Raw genomic sequence first — 23948 nt, forward strand, 5'->3', positions numbered from 1 at the left:
AATGCAAAAAACAACCGGATTACTGGCATCCAGCCTTATCAAGCTCAAAAACCTGCAACTGACCGGGAAACTGGTGAGCGAGGAACTGATGCTGGGCATTCATTCCAGTAAGCGGTCGGGTATCGGCATTGAATTTGAACAATACCGCCATTACGAGCCGGGCGACGATCCGAAACGCATCGACTGGAAGTTGTTTGCAAGGACAAATAAACATCTGGTCCGCGAGTCGTCGACCGAAAGTGACCGCCAGATCCGGTTCGTACTGGATTTGTCGGGATCGATGAATTACACTGAAAACGGTGTCAGCCGGCTGCAATACGCGCAAATCCTGCTGGCGTCGCTGGCCTACTTGTGCTACATCCAGAATGATGAGATGAGTTTGTATGGATTGAGGGAGGGCCGGGTGGAAACGATCAGCGGCACGGGCTCGGCTTCGTCGGCCAGGCAGGCATTTCAGAAAATACTGGTAGGACTGGAAAAAGCAACAGCGAGCGGCCCCTGGGGTACCTCGGCACTGGGGCAGGCCGAATTTCAGTCGCGAAAAAAAGAGCAGCTTATCTTCGTGAGCGACCTGCTGCAAACCGGCGACGAATGGCTGTCATGGATATGCTCTTTGGCAGGCCCTTACCGGGAAATCGTGATCTTCCAGCTACTGGGTGACCAGGAGGAGGATTTTGATTTGAAAGGATTTTACAGGTTTAAGGACCTGGAAAGTGGACAGGAGGTCGAGCTTGATGCGGAGACCGTGGGCATGCAGTTCAGAACTGCTATGCAAGGCTATCTGGCCGATTTGAAAGCGGCATTGCAAATCCCGCATGTGCGCCTCGTGCGGGCACGGATGAGCGAGCCCGTGGGAATGGTATTGAAGGCATTTTTAACGAGAAGAAAAGGCTGATGGCATTCCTGCAACCATATATGCTCTGGGGAATGCTGGCCATAGCGGTACCGGTGGCTATCCATTTTTGGTACCAGAAAAGGGGCAAAACCATTGAGTGGGCCGCCATGCGCTGGCTTGGCGAACAAACCACGCTGCAACACCGCGGCATGCGGCTCCATGAGGTTTGGCTGATGATCGTGCGGTGCCTGGTGGTTTTGCTGCTGGCTTTGGTATTGAGTAAACCGGTCGTCGGGTGGCTCAACAATGGCGGCCGGCCGGAGGTCATCCATCTGGTACAGGCCGACAGGCTTGTTATCGATACCTACCGTTTTGAACTCGAAAAAGCGCAACGCAGCGGCGAGCGTATCTATTGGCTCGGTACTTCCCCGCAGAAGGCAATTGACCTTACCAAAATGACGGTCCCTGCTTCGCAACCGAAGTATTTACAACAGAATATTAATGCATTGTCGGACGGTGGTGGGAAAGATTTCAGATTGTATTTCCGGAATGACGATGATTTGGAAGCCCGGGTATACGTTCCCGGTAAATACCAGCTTTTTCCGGCTGCCGATTCTTTGCGGAAAAGTGAGGTTGATATTTTTAAAAATAAACCGGCTTTCGGACGAGTAATCCGGGTTTTTCTGGATTATGACGATGCCGGGGAACGGCAGACTGTCCGCGCAGCACTTACAGCGTTGAGGGAGGTCTACGGTTTTCAATTTCAAATAGAAGAGGAAAAAAGCCCGGGTCGCTATGAATGGGTGTTTACCGACCGGCCGATGGCCCGTCCACAGCCCGGAACGGTTTATGTCGTATCAGGAAATGCCCCGCAATGGAATGCTCCGGCTAACGTCATTCAGCTGCGCGATACATTGAGAATGGCAAATTCGGAATTGGTCGAAAGTGGCAGGCTGCCGGAGTGGCTCGGCGATCTGTTTGTAAAAGAGCTGGGTTTGAAAACTGCTAATCCTCCTTTGAGCAGAAGTCAGCTCAATGCATTGTTTGAAAAAATACCCGCCACGGGTGCGCAGGCAGAGGCTGCATTGCGTCCATGGCTGCTGCTGATTTTGGTATTATTGATGGCCGCGGAACGCTGGTTGGCACTGCGCAAAACGGTAAGGAACCATGGCTGATCTGAAAAAACTCATCAAGTCGGTTAACACGCACATACAATGGCTTGGTATTATTAAAAGCTCGTTGATGGGTATTTCAACGCAGCTGGTAGCCAATACCTTTTTGCCCTTCGACCCGTGGTTGAGCCCTTTGGCCGGCTCTTTCGCCTCGTTGATCGGCTGGTGGATACACAAAGTAGGCAGGGACAAAAAGGATGTCGCCATTTCGCTGATACACAACCATAACCCGGAGGCCGAATATAGCCTTGACCTTCTCGACAGGGATGATCTGAACATTGCCGAGCAAATGCAGCTCGAAAGGATCGGACAGCGGAATATCAGATTTACCCGGCGGATATTATACCGGGGCATGTGGATCTATTTGCTTGCACTGGTGCTGGCAACGGCCGTTAACGATGGGTGGCCAGCTATCCGGGACCGGAATGCAGCGCCGGCAAAGGCAAAAACAACGTCGTCGGCCGAAAGTAAGGAGCAGGCGCCGGTTATGCCAAAGTTTGAATCAGCAGGGGTGAAAATAGTGCCTCCTGCCTACACGGGCCTGCCGCAAAGGAAATCGGGCGACCTGAATGTCAGTGGGATCGTCGGTTCTCAGATTGAATGGTCTGTCTGGTTCGACCGCCCGGAGCAACTGTCGGTACGGATCGCCAATAGCCGGGGTGAAGAAGTTGGTTTGCGTCAAATCAATGGTGTATTCGTGCATCAGGACCGTCTTGCTGGCTCCGGCCTGTATTCCATTAAGGGTTACTGGAAGGACTCGCTGGTATATCAATCTGATTTTTACAAGCTCGAAGCGCTACCTGATCTCGCGCCCCGTATTGAACCGGCATCGAAGGAACTATACCAATATCATTATTTAAAAGACCCGAAAAGGATACGGATATCCGCTAAAATATCGGATGATTTCAGGGTCAGGCAGGCATTTATCGTTGCTACCGTGGCGCGCGGTTCAGGCGAGAATGTAAAGTTCAGGGAAATGCGGCTGCCGCTTAGCCCCGCTGATTTCAGGGAAGCCAACATTCAGAAAACCATCGATCTGAATGCATTGAATTTCACTCCGGGCGACGAGCTCTACTATTATTGGGCAGCGATCGATAATCGCACGCCGGAAGCTAATTTTAGCAAGTCGGATACGTATTTTGTTGTGTATAAAGATACTGCGAACGTCGAAGAGTCTGAGTTGGCGACCATGGCCGTGAACGTCATGCCGGAGTATTTCCGGAGCCAGCGGCAGATCATCATCGACACCGAGAAGCTTATTGCCAAACGAAAGAAGCTGAAAAAGACTGAATTCAATTCCGTTTCCAACGAAATTGGCTTTGATCAGAAAGTGCTCCGGCTGCGCTATGGGCAGTATCTGGGCGAGGAATTTGAGACGACTATCGGTGGTGGGGATAACCCAGCGGCCGATGCTGGCAATATCATCGACGCATTCACGCATCATTCCGACGGTCAGGGGGAGGGTGCCGAGTCACGCGTGGGAGAACCTCGCACGGGCGAACCCGCCCACGCTGACGAGCATGCACACGAGCACAAGCAGGAGCCTGCGGGAGAAAAGGACCCGCTTGCCGCTTTGATGGAGCAATATACCCACTCGCATGACGATGCGGAAACCAATACTTTTTACGAGCAATCCACGCGCAGCCTTTTGAAAATGGCTTTGGAACAAATGTGGCAATCGGAGCTGCATTTGCGAACCTACGAGCCCGAAAAAGCGCTGCCATTTGAGCATAAGGCATTGGAATACCTCAAAACTGCCCAGCAGAAGGCGCGAACGTATGTCAAAAAAAGTGGTTACGACCCGCCACCGATCAAGGAAAAAGAGAAGCGGCTAACCGGCGAGCTCAAAGAACTCGCGACAAAGTGGGAGTTTGAAAAAGAATTTAACCAAAAACAAACCGGTGCGCTGGCGGCGGCATTGCTTGGTTATCTGGAAAAAGACAAGTTAGCCAAGGCCGATCAGGCGAAGCTGGCACAATTAGGGTCGGAAATGGTTCAGCGGCTAACCGGCAGCGAGCCGTTCAATGGAGGCTTGCAGAACTGGAATATGATCGCGGCACTGCAAAAACTGGTGGCAGGGAGGGCATTGAGCGACTCCGAGATGAATGGTTTGAAGCAGGATTTGTATAAACGAACCGATGCCGCATTGCAGAGCCGCTCGCCGTGGCTGGCAGGGAAAAAGTTAGAGGCCGCATTCCGGAAAGCACTGCGTTAGGCCGTTTCACAGAATTGAGCAAGAATTAAACACTGAATGATCCATACCGATTTCAACTGGACCGGGCCTTTGAACCTAATGCTGCTGCTGGCGGCAGTGGCCTTGCTGGCGCTGCAATGCGGGTTATTGTACACGCGGCACCGCCACTCCGGACGATTTGGTATCCGGTTGTTTTTGAATCTATTGGTGTGGCTGAGTGTCGTGGCCTGGATAGCAGACCCGTATTTGCAATCCGGAGCCAGTTCGAAAGTAGGGCTGCTGATCGCTGAAAACGTATCTTCCGGGGTTACCGGGCGTATTCGCGACAGTCTGGTCGGGGTGGAGGTGATCCGGGAGGATGAAATCGCGAGCAGACAAGTGGACACGCTGGTTATAGTGGGGCAGGAGTTCGACGACAAGGTTTTTGCATCGATCCGGCAACTGAAAAACCTGCCCGATTTGCATTGGAAGCCCTACTTTGCCCCGGGCGAGCTACGTGACCTGCATTGGAAAGGCATATTGCGAAAGGGCGAAATGCAGCGGATTGAAGGAAGCATTCAAACTGCGGACAAAAAGATGTTGCGGGTGCGCTATGCCGGCCATACACTCGACAGTGTAATGCTGAATCCCGGTAGCAACAATTTCAGGCTTGCATTTCCTGCATTCAGCGAAGGACGCACTACCACCAGCCTCGATCTTGACGGCCAAACCATCGACACGCTCGGCTTTTTTTCGCAACCCGGGCAGATGTTGACGATCCGCTTTCTTCTCGATAACCCTGATTTTGAAACGCGCAACCTGGCTACCTGGCTTGGAAAGCAGGGCCATTCGGTGCTGTATGACGCCACATTGTCAAAGAATATCCGGAGTAAGCTGAATATTAACCGGGCAACGGAGCCTGAACTGATCATAACAAACGTTTCGAATGCAGTCGACCCGGCTATCAAAAAAGCTGTTAATGCAGGTAAGAGTGTGCTTTTTCTGCAATCGGGAGATCCGGTAGCCGAGCTCCGTTCGATCAATAATGCATTGGGTACACGCTTTCAAACGGTGAAAACTTCAAATGATGAATCGGTGCCATTATCACCGTCGCTGATGGCCCGGCCTTTCCGTTTCGAACCACGGGATTTTCAGGTAAAAACGCCGCACTACCCGGTGGCAACCGAAACGACGACCGGGAAGATCGCTGTTAGTTTGCTGAATGAAACCTTCCCGATGCAGTTGGCGGGGGATAGCATGGCTTATGGAAGAGTCTGGAACGAAATTCTCGCATACGTACGTCCCGCGCAGGCATCCGTGATCGAGTGGGACGCGCCGGTCTTTCGCAATGTGCCGGTGAAGATTTATTTGAACAACTTTCAGGCTGTTTCAAGATTTTTAACCTTGGGGCAGGATACGATTTCCACCACCATTTCTGCATTGAACGACCGTTCGGCTACCGCTACTTTCTTACCGGTGCAAAATGGTTGGGTACCTCTTCACGATTCGTTGAACACGGAACTTTACGTGCAGGACTACCCGTCGCTGCGATATGCTTGGCGCATGCAGCATTTTATTCAATCAACACAACAAGTAAACGCAGGTACGCGCCTGACTGACAATGCGGTTTCAACCAGAAAACTTCCCGGCTGGGCCTGGTTTTCCTGGCTAATGCTCTGCCTGGCTGCGCTCTGGATCGAGCCGAAACTGTAATGATCAGCGTCTTTCGATGTCTTCCAGGCTAACCTGCCGGGGAAACCGGGCGAAGTGCATATTGGGCTCGTTTAGGGCGTATCCATCCTGTATGGCTTGCCGGGCCTTCTCGAAATAGACATTCTGGCGTTGATTTCCCGTGATTTTCAGGGTCATGGCCATATAGTAGTTAGCCAACGGATGCATTTCATACAATTGCAGGCATTCACTGAGCTTCTGTTCCGCCTGATCGAATTCGTTCATCAGATAATATAAAATGCCGAAATACAGAAGAGAGTTGAAATGGATATCGTTGCGGCCCTCTCCGCGCCTTTGCTGGGCAATGTCTTTCTGGAAATATTTTTCGGATTCCTGGTAGTTCCCTGATTCCATATGACTTATTGCAATGAAAAATGAGAAGGTATGATCCATGGTGAATGCATTGGGCGTGAGCTGTTCCGCTGCCAGCAGATCGGTGATGGCCTTTTCATAATCGTGCGTCAGCATACAATGCAAATATCCCCGGTACGCGAGCCAGCGCTTTGGGTCAAGCGCTACGGCGGTGTCGTTGTAGGCGATCGTTTTCCCGAAGTTGCCCAGAAACATTTGCCGGATCCCCTTCTCCTGGTACACCTCGGCGATGTTGGGGCATATGGCGAGAAGAGAGTCGAAAGTAGCATCCCAACCCAGACTTTCGGGGCCAAATATACGGGCTTTTTGTGCATAGGTGTGGAAGAGGCTGTCCTGAACGTGTTGGGAGGCGCAGTCCGGTTGAGCCCACGCGTCCGTAAACGCAGTGGTCATTAAAAGCAGCAATAGCGGAATGCATCTCATAGTTCCGGATCTCACCGTAATTTAACCTTAAAATCACTCAGATTTTAACGACTGCGTCGGGTTGGCCAGGGCTGCGCGAACTGACTGGAAACTGATGGTTGCTAGCGTGATGACGATTGTGGCGAGTCCGGCTGCGGCGAATATGTCCGTTCCAATGGTGACATAATAGGCGAAATGGTCCAGCCAGCGCTGTGTGAGCCACCACGCAAGCGGACAACCAATGGCAATGGCCAGGGCGACCAGCATGAGGAATTCCCGCGACAGCATAGCCACGACACTGCCCGTGGTGGCACCCAGTACTTTGCGGACACCAATTTCCTTCCGGCGACGCTCGGCCGTGAATGCAGCCAGGCCGAAAAGTCCCAGGCAGGATATCAATATAGCCAAAGCGGCAAAATACCTGGCCAGTTGGGCCACGAGCTTCTCGGAGGCGTACTGGATCTGATAATCACGATCGAGGAAGTCGTAGTCGAATGCGTAGCCAGGATTGAAGCTTGCGTAAAATGCCTGTATGCGTGCCATGGTCGCGGGTAGTTGGTCTGGCTGAATTTTGACGATCGCCAGCATGGTTTCCTGAGGTGATAGTTTGAAAATGAATGGCTTAATGGCCTCATGCATGGAGTTGAAGTGAAAGTCTCGTGCTATGCCGACAATGTGACTCTTCCCGCCGTCGACCGTAATCTCTTTACCAATAGGATCGGTAATGCCCATTTGCCGGACGGCGGTCTCATTCAATATTACAGCCATCGTGTCTGAGCCGAAATCTTTTGAAAAGCTTCTCCCGGCGAGCATAGGAATGCCCAGCGTTTCGGTGAGGCCATAATTAACGGGCATTTTATAGAATCGGATCTCATCTTTTTGGTTTTTTCCATCCCAGCGAACGCCAGCCGATGGCAGGGACGCAGGCAGTATGATTTTTTGCTGGATACTTGAAGAGCTCACTACGCCCGGAATGGTTTTGAGTCTTTCGAGAAATGCCTCGGTTTGCGTTGCCGCACGCCCCTCCATTTCAAAATACACAATTCCCTCTTTTTCATAGCCCGGGTTTTTACTTTGCACATAATCGATCTGTTTGTAAAACACGACTACCGAAATGATGAAGATCACCGAAACAGCGAACTGGAACACGACAAGGCCTTTCCGGACCCAGAGTTCGCCCATGCCGTGCAGCAATTTGCCTTTTAAAGTGAGGGCGGGATTAAACCGGGAAAGGTACAATGCGGGATAGCTGCCGGAGAGCAGGCCGGTGAGCAGCAGAATAGCCACCAATGCCGCCGTGAACTGCGCGCCGAACTGTAAGGTGAATTGCTTGTTTGTGATTGTATTAAAATAAGGTAATGTAAGCCAAACAATGCCTAACGCGACTAGTAATGTGAGAAAACTCATCAGGATCGATTCACCCAGAAACTGGAATATGAGCGTCAGCCTGCCGGCGCCTAATGCTTTTTTGACACCCACTTCCTTAACCCTTACCGACGCTTTGGCCGTTGAGAGGTTCATGAAATTGATGCAGGCAATGAGGAGGATAAATACCGCAATGGCACTGAACAGCCGCACATATTCGATCCGACCCCCGGATTGCACGCCATTTTCATATTTGCCATAGAGGTATCCGTCGGAATATTTCCGGATGAATAATGTCGCATTGGAGTCGTTGAAGTGTTTTTTTGCGTAGCCTGCCAGTTTTGCTTCCAATAAATGCGCGTCGGCGCCGGGCCTCAGCACTAGGTAGTTATGAAACGGGCCGGTAGCGGTATTAGGCATACTGCCTTGGGGTAGTATCTCATCCCAGGCCGCGAGCGGTATCAGCAGTTCCGACTGCTCGCTCGAATTGTGGGGCTGATCACGGAATACGCCGCTTACCTGGCATTTGCGCGAAAATGCCTGCCATTTCCATTCCACCAACTGGTTCATCGCCTTTTCGGGCGATCCGAAAAGGCGGATAGCCATCTGCTCGGAAATTGCTACGGTGTTTTTGTCGGTAAGGACCGACTCCGGATTACCTTGTGTTAAAGGAAAAGAAAATGCCTTGAAATAATCGGGACTTACGAAATTCCCTCCCGCGCTAACAGTCCGTCCGTCGTGGGAAAGACTGAATTTCTGAAACCAGACAGGAGGCGTCGTCGAAACGGCCATTTCGACTTCGGGCATATCCCGGGGTAGAAACACCCTCAAAATTCCACCCGTGCCTTCCGAAGTAACCAGCCTGTCTCCGCCTTTCTCGTGAACCATTACCTGGTAGAGGCGGGCATCCTTGTCGTGAAACTTGTCGAAGCGGAGCTCATCGGCGACCCAGAGATAAATAAACAGGGTACAAATGAGACCGGTGGTAAGTCCGACGGCATTCAGGAATGTGAATTGCCGGTTTTTGGCAAAGTGCCGCCAGGCATAGGTGAAGTAATGGTTTAGCATTGCAGGGCTCAGGTTGGAAACGGTTGGGTATTTTTCAGCGCTTTTTCTCGTAAAATAGGGTGTAAGATGTCGTACGGCTGCCCACGCGTACTCCCGTCTTGCCCGCGCTGGACCCGCCTCACGCAGGCGTCGCGCGAAGATTTCATCCAGGTTTCCCTGAATATCTTCCAGAAAACGCGGATTCACAAACTTTTCGAGCAGGTAATCTGCCCAGCGTGGCGGACGGTGTTGAGGCATTTCCATGCGTTTTTGAAATGATCCAATGGACAATAAAGGTAATTAGGCCTCATTCCGACCTCAGGCTGCGGATAGGGTTCATCGTCGCGGCTTTGATGGCCTGGAAGCTTACCGTCAGCAGGGTGATCGCCAGCGTACCGAGGCCCGTCAGAGCGAAAATCCACCAGGTAATCGTCGTGCGGTATTCGTATTTCTGTAACCAGCCATCCAGGAAATAGTACGCGCCGGGTGTGGCAATAAGAAATGCAATGCAAACCAATAGTACAAAGTCGCGGGACAACAGTCCCCAAACGCTCATAACCGTCGCGCCAAGCACTTTTCTAACCCCAATTTCCTTGGTCCGCTGCTCGGCGATGAACGACGCCACACCGAAAAGGCCAAGGCAGCTGATCAACACGGCAAGTATCGAGAAGAAAGTGGTCAGTTTACCGATACGCACTTCGTCGGTGAACTTCCGGGCGTATCTTTCATCAATAAATTCGTATTCGAATGGCGAACCCGGATCATATTTGCCAAAAACCGATTTGATCTTTTCGATGGATTTGGACGTGCCGGCCGCGGGGTTGAGACGGATGTTAATCACATTGCCCTGGCCTGACGAAATGCAGAAAAATTGTGGTCGGGCTGGGGCATAGGGAGAGTTCACGACAATGTCCCTGATCACACCGACGATCTTGTAAGGCTTTTTAAACCAGGTCATCGGCTCGTCGACAGGATTTTGCAAACCCATGAATTTCACGGCCGTTTCGTTCACGACGAGCGCGACGGAATCTGTCGCAAACTCCCGCGAGAAATCGCGCCCCTGCACAAATTGCCAGCCAACGGTTTTTCCATAATCATAGGAAACCTCGTCGAACGAGAAATCGACCGACTGTTCCGGATCTTTGCCTTTCCATTCAAAACCGCTCGTGGATGACCATGTTTCCGTGGTAGGACTGCCGGATTCGGCCATTTCCGCAATAGCCCTGTCACTTTTCAGGTCTTGCCGGACAGCTTCGAAATGCTTGTGGATTTCCGGGGTCGAGGTGAAAATGGAGATGAGGCCGTTGCGGCTGTAACCTACGGGACGATCTTTGGCAAACTGGATCTGCCTGAACACGACGGCTGTTCCGATAATCAGTATGATTGAGACGGTAAACTGCACGACAACCAGCACTTTCCTCGGCACAGCAGCGAAACGTCCTGCCCGAAAAGTGCCTTTCAATACTTTTACCGGTTGGAATGAAGAGAGATACAATGCGGGATAGCTGCCTGCGATAATGGCCGTGACAATACTGAAACCAACACCCGCCAGCCAGAACTCGGGGCGGGACCACGGCATGGTGATTTTCTTGTCGGACACTTCGTTGAAAAACGGCAGGCATAGCACCACCAGCACGATCGAAAGCACAAATGAGAAGCCTACTACGAGAAATGATTCGGAGAAAAACTGCATGATCAGCTGGTTTCGCACCGACCCGACCGCCTTACGAATGCCCACTTCCTTGGCCCGTTTTTCGGAACGCGCCGTGCTGAGGTTCATGAAATTGATGCAGGCCAGCAGCAATACGAACACGCCGATGGTACCGAACAGCCACACGAACTCGATGCGCCCTCCCACACGGTGGCCTTCCTTGAATTCCGAGTAAAGATGCCATTCACTCATCGGGTTCAGGAAAACGTCGGGCTTATATTTCAGTTGCTCCTTATTGATATTTCTCTTCTTAATGTCCTTGATGCGCGCCGATGCCTGGTCGATATCGGCCTTGTCGATCAGCTGAACAAAAGTCTGGTAGGCATTCGGCCGCCACGGGTCCTCCATGGTTTTGAGCCAGGGATTGGCGATGATCATCAGCTGCCAGGGCATCATGAACGACATTTCGCGGAAAGTGGTGTTGTTAGGGAAATCTTCGTAAACCCCCGTAACCTTCACATTGAGGTTGTTGTCGATCTTCATGGTTTTGTCGATGGGATCGGCATCGCCAAAAAAGGCCTTGGCGATGGATTCCGAAAGCATGATGGAGTAGGGGTCTTTCAAACCCGAGCGTGTTCCGCGCAGCATACGCAGGCTGAACATTTCGGGTGCGTCCGGCTCGATGTACGACCCGCTTTTATTGAATTTCTTATCGCCGTTGGCCAGGATATGCCAGTTGTTCCAGGAAGCCATGACAACATATTTGAAGTCGGCCCCATAATTTCGCCTGATTTCGTCCCCGATGGGAAACGGCAGGGAAGTCTGCGTGCCGATCTGACCGTTGAATGTCTGATGTTGCCACACCTGCGCAATGCGGTCGTGGTTTTGGAAATACTTGTCGAATGACAGCTCGTCGTAAATCCATAGGCCAATCAGGATGGCGACGGCCATTCCCATGGCCAGGCCGGAAATATTGATAAAGCTGTAAGCCTTGTTTTTACCCAGCGTGCGAAGCGAGATTTTGAGATAGTTTCTGATCATGGCAGGACTGAAAATATAGGTGGGTGAATAGGTGCGGGGTTTACGTTTCATGAAATATGGGCGTATGTAGCGTGCGGAGGCCAGCAGGTACCGCAGGCGTGCCGTTCGGGCGCTTCCTTGCCGCACCTGCCGTGCATATACCTCGTGCAGGTCGCCGAGGATGTCTTCCAGGAAATGCGGCGCGATGATGATCGTCAGCAGCCTGTCTATCCAGCGGGGCGGGCTGTTGTGTTGCGGTTTCTTTTCCATATTACGAAAAGCTGAGTTTCGGTTGCAGCTTTTCGGCCGGAATAGCCTGCCAGAGTTGCTGGCGGATCTCGTTGATCTCCTGCAATGCACGGTTGCCGTAGTTGGTAATGCTAAAAAAACGTTTCCGCCGGCCGCCGCGCTCGGCTGTGGCGCCGCCCATTTCGGAAGTAAGGAATCCCTTTTCTTCGAGCCGGTATAAAGTGGCGTGCACCGCGCTCAGTGAAATGGAACGGCCTGTATATTCCTGTACACGTTCCCAGATCGTCACGCCATAGGCCTCTTCGTTGCAGCCAGCCACTACCAGCAGGACGATTTCTTCAAATTCTCCCAGAAAAGCTCTTTTCATATCCGGATAACCTATTAGTTATAATAATGCAAAACAAATACTTTGCCAAAATGCAGAAATGCGGTTTGCAGCTATGCTAGGCGCTTTTTGGTCAGAGGCGCCTGTCCGAAACCGAACAGTTTTGTTCGGGGCTGGACGCGGATGAAAAATTTTTTGTAAATCCTGTAACGTTTCCGGCAGCCGGTCGTCTATGTCCTTGAATATGGATTTACAAGCCTTCAACAAACGCATTCTTCCCGTCCAGGGACGCCTGTTCCGACTGGCGCAAATGTTTCTTCGCAACCGCGAGGAGGCTGAGGATGCCATTCAGGATGTATTCCTGAGGCTTTGGACTAATCGGCAACAGCTGGAAAGTTATCAGAGCGTGGAGGCGCTGGCTGTGCAGATGACGAAAAACCTTTGTCTGGACCGCCTGAAATCCCATTATAAACAGAAAACGAGTCACGAAACGGATATGGTAGCCCTGCAGGCAGCGGACGTATCGCCTTACCGGCAGGTCGAGAACAGCGACAGCGCGGGTCTGATGCACCGGCTCATCGGTGAGTTGCCCGAACAGCAGAAACTGGTACTGCACCTGCGCGATGTGGAGGAGTACACTTTGGAAGAGATAGAAGAGGTGACGGGATTGAGCAATGCGAATATCCGTACGATCCTCTCGCGGGCAAGACAGAAGTTGCGTGAGAATTATTTAAAAGCTGAGAATTATGGCACCGGATATTGAAAAGCTATTAGAAAAATATTACGACGGAGAAACGTCGCTGGAAGAGGAGCGTGCATTGAAGCAGTTTTTCCAAAGTGGCGACCTGCCGGAGCATTTGCAAAGCCACGCGGCGCAATTCGGGTATTTTGCCCAGGCCCGCAAGGAGCAGCCATCACTGAATTTCAACCATGAGCTGACATTAATGCTCGATCCGCCGAAGCAGGGGCCGGTGCGCGCGCTGGGAAGCTGGTTGTTGCGCGTTGCGGCGGGGTTGGCGCTGCTGATCATCGGTTTTGGTGCGGGTTGGTTGTTTCAATCTAAATATGAAAACGGCGATTCGTTGGCTGCTTTGAGCGGAGAAAAGAACGGGGAAATTGCGGAAATGAAAAAGGTGCTTGCATTTGAACAGATGAACAGTACTTCGGCAAGCGAGCGCATACAGGCTGTGAACCACAGTTATGAGATCACCGACGCAGACCGGGATATTACGCAGCTCCTGATCAATACCCTCAATTTCGACCCGAATGTAAATGTAAGGCTCGCTGCTTGCCAGGCATTGACGCACTTTGCCGGTGAAGCCGAGGTGAAGGAAGCGCTGATCCAATCGCTGGCGATACAGACGGACCCTAATATCCAGATCTCGCTCATTGAAGCGCTCGTAGCGATCAAGGAAAAGCGGGCGGTGGACCAGTTCCAGCAGCTCGCCCGTAACCAGGAAGTACTCGATGTCGTGCGCCTGAAGGCGACCGAAGGTATGAACCGGCTACAACCAGGGGTTTAAACCCCTGGCGGAGGAGCCTTTTGAAAGCAATCAATTTAATTTTTTATATCAAAACCATGAAAAAAGTACTGTTAATCAGTGCGGGCTTCCTTTGGGGCCTTAGCATTGCGTGCGCCCAAACTCCCGAGTATAAGACGAAACTGGCCAACTCGAAAGATAAAAAAGTGGTGTTCGAGCTTTCGGCCAGCACGGTCAAAATCGAGGGGTATAATGGCGATGAGGTGATCATCCAGGCATCTTCGGGATTTGAAGCGCCGCCGGACCGGGCCAAGGGACTGAAACCGCTGTATTATACGGCGGTCGATAACTCGGGCATCGGACTTTCGGTAACACCCGATGCCTCAGGCCTGAGGATTGAAAAGGCAACCCGCAAGTCGATCAAATACACGATCAAATTGCCGCGGCAGGTGGCTGTGAAGTTCGTAGAAACCAACTGGCAGGGAGGTTCAGGGCTTTCGATCTCGAATATGGATGGCGACCTGGAAATCAAAACGAACAACACGAATATCGTCCTCAACGACATTACCGGACCCGTGGTGGCCAACACCACGAGCGGCGAGGTAACCGTCACCTTCTCGAACCTCGCGCAAGGCAAGCCGACGGCCATCTCGTCGATCAGCGGGGACGTGGACATTACCTTGCCCGCTACGGCCAAATCGAACCTGAAACTGCGATCCATTAACGGGGAAATGTACACCGATTTCGATCTCGGCGTGAAAAGTACCAAGGACGGCATGTCCAAAGTAGGCGGTATGGCCAACGTCGACGGGGCGATCAACGGCGGCGGCGTCGAAATGACGCTCAACACGATCAGCAGCAACATTTATATCCGTAAGCAGAAATAACACCTAAAACCTGCATCTATTGCCATGAAAAAGATATTATTATCGGCCATTATCTGCGCCGTATGCGGGCCCGCTTTTGCCCAGAAGATCATCGACAAAAAGCTGCCTTACGAATCCGGTAAGACCGTGAACCTGAACCTGCGCTTCGGCGATAGCATTCAGGTCCGGTACTGGGACAAGCCGGAAGTGTCAGTGCATATGTCTGTGAAAATCAACCAGAACAAGCTGAACGACGCGTTTCTTGTAACAACGAGCACCACTTCCGGCGAAATCATTCTCAAAACCGATTTCGACAAGGAAAAAATAAAGGAGGGAAAAGGGGAGGACTGCCCGGGGCAGAAGTCTTCGTGGAGCAGCGACGATGGCGGCAAGAATCGCTACTACGTGTGCAGCGAGATCAACTATCAGGTTACGCTGCCCCGCCAGGCCAAGCTGAAACTCGAAACCATCAATGGCAATATCGATATTCAGGGCGCTACTGCCGGCGTAGCTGCCAAAACGATTAGCGGCTATGTGGACATGACCTGGCCAAAATCCAAAGGTGCTAATGTGGCCGTTAAGACCATCACCGGTGAGGTTTATTCAGATCTGGACATCGATTTCGGCAACAAAAAAGAGAAGAACCCCATCGTGGGTTACCTGCTAGAAGGGAAGATCAATGGCGGCGGGCCGGAAGTAAAACTGGAATCGATCAGCAACAACGTGTATTTGCGTAAAAAGGAGTAGCCGGTCGGGATCGTTGTTAACGGGGTGTGAGGCCAGGATCTGGCCAGGCACCCCATTTTTCGTATATACCTCTCCGCACAGAACTCATGAGCTTAATGCTCCGTTTTACCTGGCTGGCCAGTGGGTATTACGTTATGGTAGAAACATTCTTTGATCTTTCATCAAATATCTGATATTCAATGGGTGGCGCACTTTGTGTAGTCCTTTGTAGTAAAAATTTAGTGGCCACTGAAGGGATTTGATAGCGCGAATTTCTCCCCCCATCGAGGGCTTATTACACCCTCAAATTCAGTGTTCTTACCCCAAAACAGGAAACTGATCGCCGCGAAAGGACTATACTTGCAGGATGGTACGAAAATCGCACACTTGATTGAGTATCAGAATAGTTCTTTATTTGTAAAAACACAAAATCCTCTCATGAAGACGCAAAGCAAATATTTGGAAGAGATCAACAGACTTCTGGCTGATTATCTTCTCGAAATCGAGAAATCAGATTTGAAACCTCTGTCAGCCCAGGTTTATCAGGTACAGTCAAAAAACTTTGTAAGGTGGATCAACGGTGAGTTTACGCCGGGTGAGGTGAAGAAGTCGAAAAAGCAAGCGCAGGAAAAATCCGGAAAGTAGCCGAGTAGAGTTACACACACAAGGTCAAATCGTTATTTACTCCGTTCCTCTTTTTTCATCACCATTCAGGCCAGCGGCCAGCCAGATTTCTATCAAAGCATTGAAAACAAAACACCTTCTCGGTAGTACCGGAAGGTGTAAGTTTACTCAACGTGTATTAACGTACTCATACGTTCAAATTCAAGGCTCCTGCTTTCATCTCCCCGATCATTCACTTGCAGGATTTTACAAATTTAGCACCCCCCCAAGAAAGGCATTGTAGTTTGCCATTGTTTTGTTTGTGGCAATTTCTCTACATTATCTATCGCGTTTTTTAGGTAGATTTGGCTCTTATCGCATCGTCGGCCCCCGACGGCGAACAGCGATTTAGAAAACGTTAATACATGATTCGATCGATACTGGAATGGCCTGTCCGAAAACAGCTAGAGGGTGAAACCAATATCCTCAATCGGGCTCGTATCAAAGTACTTTCTTACGCGCTTAACCTCAAAATCCTTACAACAACGCTCCTGCTGATTTTCTATCAGTTGGAAAATTATCGTGTTCAGGCGGTTAGATCGGCCGTTTTGCTGACAATCGTGGTCGTCTATTACATCGCCGTTTCGAGTGGTTTTCAATGGCGCAAAGCCGCCCATGCTGCCATGGTGATCTTTATGATCATTATCTGGACCAACCTTTATATTTTCCAGAAAGGGTTTGACCTGGTGACGTTGCAATACGTTGTCGTCGTCAGTGTGGCCGCCTTTTATGGCCTCGGCAATCGCTGGGGGATCGTCTACTCGACCATTGCACTGGTGCCGTTCATTGTGTTTGTGCTGCTGGGGCGCCACCTGGGAAGTTACATTTCGTGGGGGCCGCACGGTTCCGGGCGAATAACGATCGCGATCCTGCTTTTTCAGAATTTTACCCTCATTGTGCTGATCAACTACTTCTTTTTCAGCTCGTTTTATGAGACGATCGACGACCTCGATGCGCGCCGGGACGAATTACGCGTGAGCCTGGACAGCCTGGAAGAGTCGCAGAGGAAACTTGAAAAGGAACATATCCACCAAAAGCACCTGATTGCCAGCATTTCCCATGATATTAAAAGCCCTTTGCGTTTTCTGATGACCACCACCGGGCGCCTCGCGCGCAACCATCCCGATATGGCGACGGTGAGGGCGATCAGTCAGTCGAGCTACCGGCTCTATCACTTCATGAAAAACCTGCTGGAATACACCGAGTTCCGGTACAAGAATTCCAGTGTCGAGTTTACCTACCTCGATCTGAACGAAATGGTGGAGCAGAAATTTGCCATTTTTATGCAGGATGCGGAAGTGAATGCCAACCGGTTTGTGAATGGGGTTTCGCCCGGCGTGATTATTAAAAACAACCCGCAGCTGGTCAGCATTGTTCTGCATAACCTGATTGATAATGCTAATAAGGCTACCAACGGCGGTACCATCAGTGTTACCCATGAGGATTTTCGCGAAGAGGTTCACCTGATTGTCAACGATACCGGGCCGGGAATGGAAAGTGCCGTGAGTGAGTGGATCAACAGCGAAGCGAAGCAGCTCCCGGAGAACGAAAGCGCATCGCAGAATTTTGGAATGGGACTGTTGATCGTGAAGGAGATCATCAAACTTATACGCGCCCGCCTGTTCGCGAAGCCCAATCACCCCGTCGGCACTTCGGTTCATATTATTTTTTTAAAATAAATGGGATGTAGTCAATTTTCTACACAAAATTTCATTTATATTAAACTACTTTTAAAACTGATTTGAAGTAACGGTATCATTAATGAAGACAGTTTTGCTGGTAGAAGACCATTCCATTGTGAGAATGGGCGTGAAATTATTAATTGAAGATTTTTTACCCTCGGTAACCGTCATCGAGGCCGCAACTTTTAGTGAAACCCTCAAACTACTCCAATCCAGATTTTTTGATCTTGTCATTCTGGATATCAAGATTCCCGGCGGCGAAGCCTTTAATATGATCGGGAAGATCCGCGACATCCAGAGTAAGGTAAAAATTCTGATTTTTTCTTCACAGGATGAGGAATTGTACGCAATCCATTATGTCAAGGCCGGGGCGAACGGCTATTTGCCCAAAGATACCAGCAACGAGGAACTGGAAAAAGCGATCACTTCCGTCATGGCGGGCGGCACCTATATCAGCAATGTGATCCAGGATCAGCTCGTCAACAACACCCTGCTCGAACGGGAAAGCAAGGAAAGCCCGCTGGAAATCCTGTCGAACCGCGAGCTGGAAATCATGGATATGCTGTTGACAGGAAAATGGACGAAGGATATTGCCCTTAATCTCAACATTAAGGAGAGCACGGTGTCGACCTACAAGGCACGGATATTCGAAAAGCTGGAAGTGACCAACATTCTTGAATTGTTCAAGAAAGTTGAAATTTACAAGCGGCGGAAGGCCGGATTCTAAGGGGAAAAAAGGCTGATTGAACTTGTACTATATTTGTGTAGAACTCCTACGGTGAGTCATCGATATATTAGGAAACTGCAAATAAACTCAGGCTACTTCATATTTCATTTCTAATATTTACCTTTGCTGATGGAACTGTAACGGCCTTGTCGCGGTCCTTATACCTCTATCGTAATGTGTTATTAAGAATGGAAAGATCGATTAAACTTTCAAAGACAGAAGAACTGCCATTTCTGGGTGGCGTAATGATTACAGTAACGGCGGGCGCCGCGCTCTGGACTTCTCTCATTTATTGCATCTCCCTGCTTTTCTGATTTTTGCAACGCCGCTCGTTCGGAGTGCGCGGTTGTGTTAAATTAAGTTAAAGCTTCGTTATCAGCGGTTTTTGTTAACTTTTTTTAAGATCGCCGGTTTGATGCCAAGGTGTCGTGTTGAATAGTTTTGGTGCTTCATCCAAAACATCTTCAAACATGATATCCTTAAAGAAATGGAATGATCTGGCAGGATTGGCCGTATTGGCCATCAGCCTGGTCACCTATGTCATCACCATGGAGCGGACCGCCAGCTTCTGGGATTGCGGGGAATTCATCGCCTGCGCCTTCAAATTGCAGGTCCCGCACCCGCCCGGTGCGCCTCTTTTCCTGCTTATCGGACGGTTGTTTTCGCTGCTGGCCCTTGGCAACGTCACTCAGGTGGCATACTGGGTCAACATGGTTTCCGTGCTGAGCAGCGCGTTTACCACTTTTTTCCTGTTTAAAACGATCTCTTTGCTCGCATGGAAGCTCATCGGGAAGAAGCGCGAAGAAGGGAACGTCGCTGATACATTACTGGTGACTGCCGCCGCGGTCGTGGGTGCGCTCGCGTATGCGTGGTCAGACTCCTTCTGGTTCTCGGCAGTAGAGGCGGAAGTTTACGGGCTATCGTCTTTTTTTACCGCCATTGTAATCTGGACGGTTTTTAAATGGGAAGCCATCGACGACCCGGCTACGGGCAACCGCTGGCTGATATTGACGGCCTATCTGGTGGGCCTTTCCATCGGCGTCCATTTGCTGAACCTCGTGACAATTCCTGCATTGGCACTGGTATATTATTTCAAAAAATACCCCAAACCCGGGTTCCTTGGAGCGTCGATAGCATTTCTGACGGGGCTTTTGATGCTCGGTATCATCAATGCCGGGATCATTCCCGGTTTGCCGGAGCTTGCCGCAAAATTCGAGATCTTCTTTGTGAACTCGCTGGGGCTTCCCTACAATACGGGTATCGCTTTCTTTACGATCCTGTTTTTGGGCGGGCTCTTTTGGGGAATCCGGTACTCACACCGGACTGGGCGTGCCCTGCTGAATACGGGCTTGCTCTCCCTTGCGTTTATCCTAATAGGTTATGCTTCGTACGCGCTGGTGCTCGTGCGGTCGGGCTACAATACGCCTATCAATGAGAACAACCCCAGTGATGTCCTGCGGTTTGTGTATTATCTGAAAAGGGAACAATATGAAAGCCGACCGCTGCTTTATGGCCCGTCATTCGTTTCACGGCCTGTAAGCCAGAAGCGCGGAGCACCGGTGTATACTAAAAAAGACGGGAAATACGTGCTGATCGACTATAAGCCGATATATGAATATGAACCGGGCAGTAATATGTTACTGCCCAGAATGTACAGTTCCCAGCCAGGGCATCCTCAACTTTACCAGCAAATGACCGGAGTAGCCGAGGGCCAGAAGCCAACGATGCGGCATAACCTCTCGTATCTGTTTTCGCACCAGCTGGGACATATGTACTGGCGCTATTTCCTTTGGAATTTCGTCGGGCGGGAGAGCGACAAGGAGGGTGCTGGTACCCTGTTGCCGTGGCAGGCGGGCCAATCGTTTCCCGAAAGCATTAGCCGGAACCGCGGTCATAACAACTTTCTCATGCTGCCGTTTTTCCTCGGTATCGCAGGGATCATTTACATGTATTATTACCGGCGGAAGGACCTGCTGATACTGGGCTTCCTTTTTGTCCTGACGGGCGTAGCCCTGGTAATTTACCTCAACTCGCCGCCCACAGAGCCACGCGAACGCGATTACATTTACGTCGGTTCATTCTATATTTTTTGTATCTGGATCGGTTTTGGGGTAATGGCAGCAGCGAAATTCCTGGAAAAGATCATTCATAAGCCTGCATTGCGGGCGGGAATGGCCGGCCTTGCCTGTTTTTCAGTACCCGCGATCATGGTCGCGAAAGGTTGGGACGACCACAACAGGGCAGACCGTTACCATTCAGTAGATTTTGCCCGCAATATCCTCAATTCCTGCGCACCCAATGCGATTCTCTTTACTGGCGGCGATAACGACACTTTTCCGCTTTGGTACGTGCAGGAAGTGGAAGGCTTCCGGACCGACGTGCGTGTTTGCGTGCAGACTTTCCTGGGTGCGGATTGGTATATCGAACAACTGAAACGGAAGATCAACCGGTCGGACGCGCTTCCGTTGTCGCTGGATTCGGGTAATTATCAACTGGGGAAAAATGAATATCTGCCGTTTTATGAAATAGCTTCCGTAAAAGGCGGCATTAACCTGAAAGAATATCTCGAATTGATCCGGCAGGACAATAAGGCCATCCAGGTGCCACTCACGAGCGGCGATATGACGTCTATATTACCGTCGTCGACGCTGTTCCTGCCCGTCGATACCCGGCAGGTGGGCAAAATGAACATGATCAAACGTGACCTGCTGCCTTACCTGGCTGATTCGATGAGCTGGAAAATCGGTGAAACAGACTTGTTGAAAGGCGATCTGGTGATGCTGGACATCATTTCAAGCAATAACTGGAAAAGACCGGTGTATTTCTCGACGACGATGGGCTCGTCGCACAACCTGGGCTTGCAGGAATATCTTCAGCTGGAAGGTTACGCCTATCGCCTGCTGCCTGTGCGGGTACCCGGGGCATCGGACGGATACGTAAACTCGGACATTATGTACGACAATATGATGCACAAAATGTCCTGGCGTGAGACAAACAATCCGGAAGTGTATTACGACGATACCTATCGTGGCTCGCCGGTAGTCACGGCGAGGCTCTCGTTCTTACGTCTCGCGCAGCAGCTGATCGCCGAGAACAGGATCGATAAGGCAAGGAAGGTGGTCGACCAGGCAATGGCGGTAATGCCCGACGATACGATCCCGTACGACCAGGTATCGGCCGGATTCATCGGGGCATTGTTTGATGTGGGGGAAAAAGAAAAGGCACTCGATTCTGCCCGTGCAATGGCCATCCGTTCGGACGAAAACCTGTCGTGGATCAAGCAAAAAGACGGCGGGCGCAACCGCGACGTGAATACCGACCTTTTTATCCTGCAAAGCATTGTCCGAGAATGTCGGCGAGCGAAGCAGGACAAGGCAGCGGACCACTTTGAAGCAATCTTCAAAAAACACCTGCTGGCCTTCAATGTGTACGGTGGCTAAGTTTTCCGGGCAAGGTTTTTTAATCCGTGTGTCTATACTCAATCAAACACATTTCATGGAAGAAAAGACTTTGCCCGAAAACGGTTCGCTGGTGCGGTTCATGCGAAACGACGAAGAGGATTGGCGCGACGGGGAATATGATGCGGAGAACAAAATGTTCATTGAGATTTATTCGACAGAACTAACTACGCACAACTGGACGGATGTGGGGAAATGGGAGCTGCTGGACGTTTGACAGACGGCCTAAGTACCCGGACGCCCCCGGTTGGCATTGCTTTTTAGGCATGAAAGCAAGATCAACCTGGGGAATATGCTGGAAGAACTTTGGTATAAGAATGCCGTCATTTACAGCCTCGATCTTGAGACTTTTATGGACGGTAATAATGATGGTACGGGCGACTTTGAAGGTCTTTGCAACCGGCTCGACTATTTACATGCATTGGGATTGGACACGATCTGGCTGGCGCCTTTCCAGCCTACACCGAATCGTGACAATGGCTATGATATCAGCGATTTTTATGGTGTGGATGCACGCCATGGTTCCAGCGGCGATTTTGTGGATTTCATTCACAAGGCCCGCAAGCTGGGGATCAAAGTGATCATCGATCTCGTCGTGAACCACACTTCCGACGAGCATCGGTGGTTCACAGAGTCGAGAAGCTCCAAGGATAATCCCAAAAGGGACTGGTACGTCTGGTCGGATAAGCGTCCGAAAGGATGGAACAAGGGAATGGTTTTCCCCGGTGTGCAGAAAGCCACCTGGACCCGCGACAAGAAAACCGGAGCCTATTATTTCCATCGATTCTATGAATTTCAGCCCGATTTGAATACGGATAACCCGGAGGTTCGGGCGGAGATCAACCGGATCATGGGATACTGGCTGGAACTGGGCATAGCCGGCTTTCGGGTCGATGCCGTGCCTTTTATCCTTGAATCGCCCGACCCAGACGGGAAAGAAAGTCCACTTCATTTTGAATACCTCAAAGAAATGAGGCGCTTCCTGCAATGGAGGCGCGGAGATGCCGTACTGCTGGGGGAGGCTAACGTGCTGCCCGAGGAAAGCAAGCAATACTTTGGCGATGAAGGGGACGGCATTCATCTGATGTTTAATTTCTTTGTAAACCAATACACTTTTTACGCGCTCGCGACCGCCGATACGCGCCCCCTCATACATGCGCTCGAAGCCACGCGTGAGAAAGCGCCGGGCAGCCAGTGGGCTTTTTTCCTCCGTAATCACGACGAGCTGGACCTGGGCAGGTTGAAACCGGAAGAGCGGCAAGTGGTTTTCGACCGCTTCGGGCCGGAAAAGCACATGCAGCTCTACGACCGTGGCATCCGCCGCCGGCTTTCTCCCATGCTCGGTAACCGGCAGCAGACCGAACTGGCTTACAGCCTGATGTTCTCGTTTCCGGGAACGCCTGTAATCCGTTACGGCGACGAAATCGGTATGGGCGACAACCTCGAACTGAAAGAGCGTGACGCCGTGCGTACGCCGATGCAATGGACGGGGGAAACACAGGGCGGTTTTTCAAAGGCAGAAAAGTTGGTAAACCCGGTGATAGATGACGGGTATTATGCCTATGAACACGTCAATGTAGAAAACCACCGGCGTGATACCGGTTCTTTGCTGAACTGGATGACGGCGCTGATCAGGTTGCGAAAAGAATGTCCGGAGATTGGCTATGGCGACTGGGAAATCATGGAAACCGGATATCAGGAAATCATGGGCATGCGCTATTCCTGGAAGAACAGGGTGTTGCTTATATGGCATAATTTCAGTGAGAAATCGATGGAACTGGTGGTACCCGAGCGCCAGGCGGGCACGGGACGGCTGATCGACCTGATGAACAACATAGAAAGTGTGCTCGATCATAAAGGCAGGCACACGATTACACTCGAAGCTTATGGTTACCGGTGGTTCAGGGCCGAGGGATAGCAAACGGCCGATAGTGGAGGCGATATATTGCACGAAAAAGTAATACAAACAGCAAAATTTGGCACGCTTGATAACCCATCGGTGC

General features: G+C 50.9%; 18 protein-coding genes. 14 read left to right on the forward strand and 4 right to left on the reverse strand.

The window, feature by feature from the left end:
• The first annotated feature begins 1 nt into the window (after nt 1).
• From AAHB90_RS04935 to AAHB90_RS04950, 4 genes are read left to right on the forward strand one after another with little or no spacing between them, the layout of a single operon-like run.
• Nucleotides 2–895: a DUF58 domain-containing protein gene (locus tag AAHB90_RS04935; RefSeq protein ID WP_342083802.1), complete on the forward strand. Its 894-nt coding sequence runs from the start codon at nt 2–4 to the stop codon at nt 893–895.
• On the forward strand, nt 895–2010 hold the full coding sequence (locus AAHB90_RS04940) for a BatA domain-containing protein (RefSeq protein WP_342083803.1): 1116 nt from the start codon (nt 895–897) through the stop codon (nt 2008–2010). Before AAHB90_RS04935 ends, AAHB90_RS04940 begins: the two co-directional genes overlap by 1 nt.
• Complete coding sequence (locus AAHB90_RS04945) at nt 2003–4222, forward strand: hypothetical protein (protein WP_342083804.1); 2220 nt, start codon at nt 2003–2005, stop codon at nt 4220–4222. Before AAHB90_RS04940 ends, AAHB90_RS04945 begins: the two co-directional genes overlap by 8 nt.
• Nucleotides 4223–4258: 36 nt before the next feature.
• Nucleotides 4259–5893 carry a hypothetical protein gene (locus AAHB90_RS04950; protein ID WP_342083805.1) on the forward strand — a complete coding sequence of 545 codons (1635 nt, stop codon included), beginning with the start codon at nt 4259–4261 and terminating at the stop codon, nt 5891–5893.
• Nucleotides 5894–5896: 3 nt separating this feature from the next.
• Here AAHB90_RS04950 and AAHB90_RS04955 read toward each other — a convergent pair whose 3' ends face one another.
• From AAHB90_RS04955 to AAHB90_RS04970, 4 genes are all read right to left on the reverse strand, one after another.
• Nucleotides 5897–6676, reverse strand: coding sequence for a tetratricopeptide repeat protein (locus AAHB90_RS04955; protein WP_342083806.1), 780 nt, complete (start codon nt 6674–6676; stop codon nt 5897–5899).
• 63 nt (nt 6677–6739) lie between these two features.
• Nucleotides 6740–9355: an ABC transporter permease gene (locus AAHB90_RS04960; RefSeq protein WP_342083807.1), complete on the reverse strand. Its 2616-nt coding sequence runs from the start codon at nt 9353–9355 to the stop codon at nt 6740–6742.
• A 49-nt stretch (nt 9356–9404) separates the two neighbouring features.
• Nucleotides 9405–12038 (reverse strand): ABC transporter permease, encoded by a 2634-nt coding sequence (locus tag AAHB90_RS04965; RefSeq protein ID WP_342083808.1) that lies wholly within the window; start codon nt 12036–12038, stop codon nt 9405–9407.
• Between the two features lies 1 nt (nt 12039).
• The gene (locus AAHB90_RS04970; protein ID WP_342083809.1) at nt 12040–12384 is read right to left on the reverse strand and encodes a PadR family transcriptional regulator; all 345 of its coding nucleotides are present in this window, start codon (nt 12382–12384) and stop codon (nt 12040–12042) included.
• Between the two features lie 202 nt (nt 12385–12586).
• Between AAHB90_RS04970 and AAHB90_RS04975 the strand changes: the two genes are divergently transcribed.
• The 10 genes from AAHB90_RS04975 to AAHB90_RS05020 all read left to right on the forward strand — a co-directional run bounded on the left by AAHB90_RS04975 (nt 12587) and on the right by AAHB90_RS05020 (nt 23863).
• Entirely contained in the window at nt 12587–13105 is a 519-nt protein-coding gene (locus AAHB90_RS04975; protein WP_342083810.1) for an RNA polymerase sigma factor, read from the forward strand.
• Nucleotides 13089–13865, forward strand: a complete 777-nt coding sequence (locus AAHB90_RS04980) for a HEAT repeat domain-containing protein (RefSeq protein WP_342083811.1) — start codon at nt 13089–13091, stop codon at nt 13863–13865. Before AAHB90_RS04975 ends, AAHB90_RS04980 begins: the two co-directional genes overlap by 17 nt.
• A gap of 56 nt (nt 13866–13921) precedes the next feature.
• Complete coding sequence (locus AAHB90_RS04985) at nt 13922–14710, forward strand: DUF4097 family beta strand repeat-containing protein (RefSeq protein ID WP_342083812.1); 789 nt, start codon at nt 13922–13924, stop codon at nt 14708–14710.
• Between the two features lie 24 nt (nt 14711–14734).
• Complete coding sequence (locus AAHB90_RS04990; protein WP_342083813.1) at nt 14735–15436, forward strand: hypothetical protein; 702 nt, start codon at nt 14735–14737, stop codon at nt 15434–15436.
• A 417-nt stretch (nt 15437–15853) separates the two neighbouring features.
• The gene (locus tag AAHB90_RS04995) at nt 15854–16060 is read left to right on the forward strand and encodes a hypothetical protein (RefSeq protein ID WP_342083814.1); all 207 of its coding nucleotides are present in this window, start codon (nt 15854–15856) and stop codon (nt 16058–16060) included.
• Between the two features lie 383 nt (nt 16061–16443).
• A complete protein-coding gene (locus AAHB90_RS05000; protein WP_342083815.1) occupies nt 16444–17757 on the forward strand; it encodes a sensor histidine kinase in 1314 nt (437 codons plus the stop codon).
• Between the two features lie 82 nt (nt 17758–17839).
• Nucleotides 17840–18487: a response regulator transcription factor gene (locus tag AAHB90_RS05005; protein WP_342083816.1), complete on the forward strand. Its 648-nt coding sequence runs from the start codon at nt 17840–17842 to the stop codon at nt 18485–18487.
• 470 nt (nt 18488–18957) lie between these two features.
• Entirely contained in the window at nt 18958–21927 is a 2970-nt protein-coding gene (locus tag AAHB90_RS05010; RefSeq protein ID WP_342083817.1) for a glycosyltransferase family 117 protein, read from the forward strand.
• A gap of 55 nt (nt 21928–21982) precedes the next feature.
• A complete protein-coding gene (locus AAHB90_RS05015) occupies nt 21983–22162 on the forward strand; it encodes a hypothetical protein (protein WP_342083818.1) in 180 nt (59 codons plus the stop codon).
• 75 nt (nt 22163–22237) lie between these two features.
• Nucleotides 22238–23863: an alpha-amylase family protein gene (locus AAHB90_RS05020; protein WP_342083819.1), complete on the forward strand. Its 1626-nt coding sequence runs from the start codon at nt 22238–22240 to the stop codon at nt 23861–23863.
• The last annotated feature ends 85 nt before the right edge of the window (nt 23864–23948 follow it).

It is taken from the genome of Dyadobacter sp. OTU695 (assembly GCF_038440355.1).
Lineage (GTDB): Bacteria > Bacteroidota > Bacteroidia > Cytophagales > Spirosomataceae > Dyadobacter.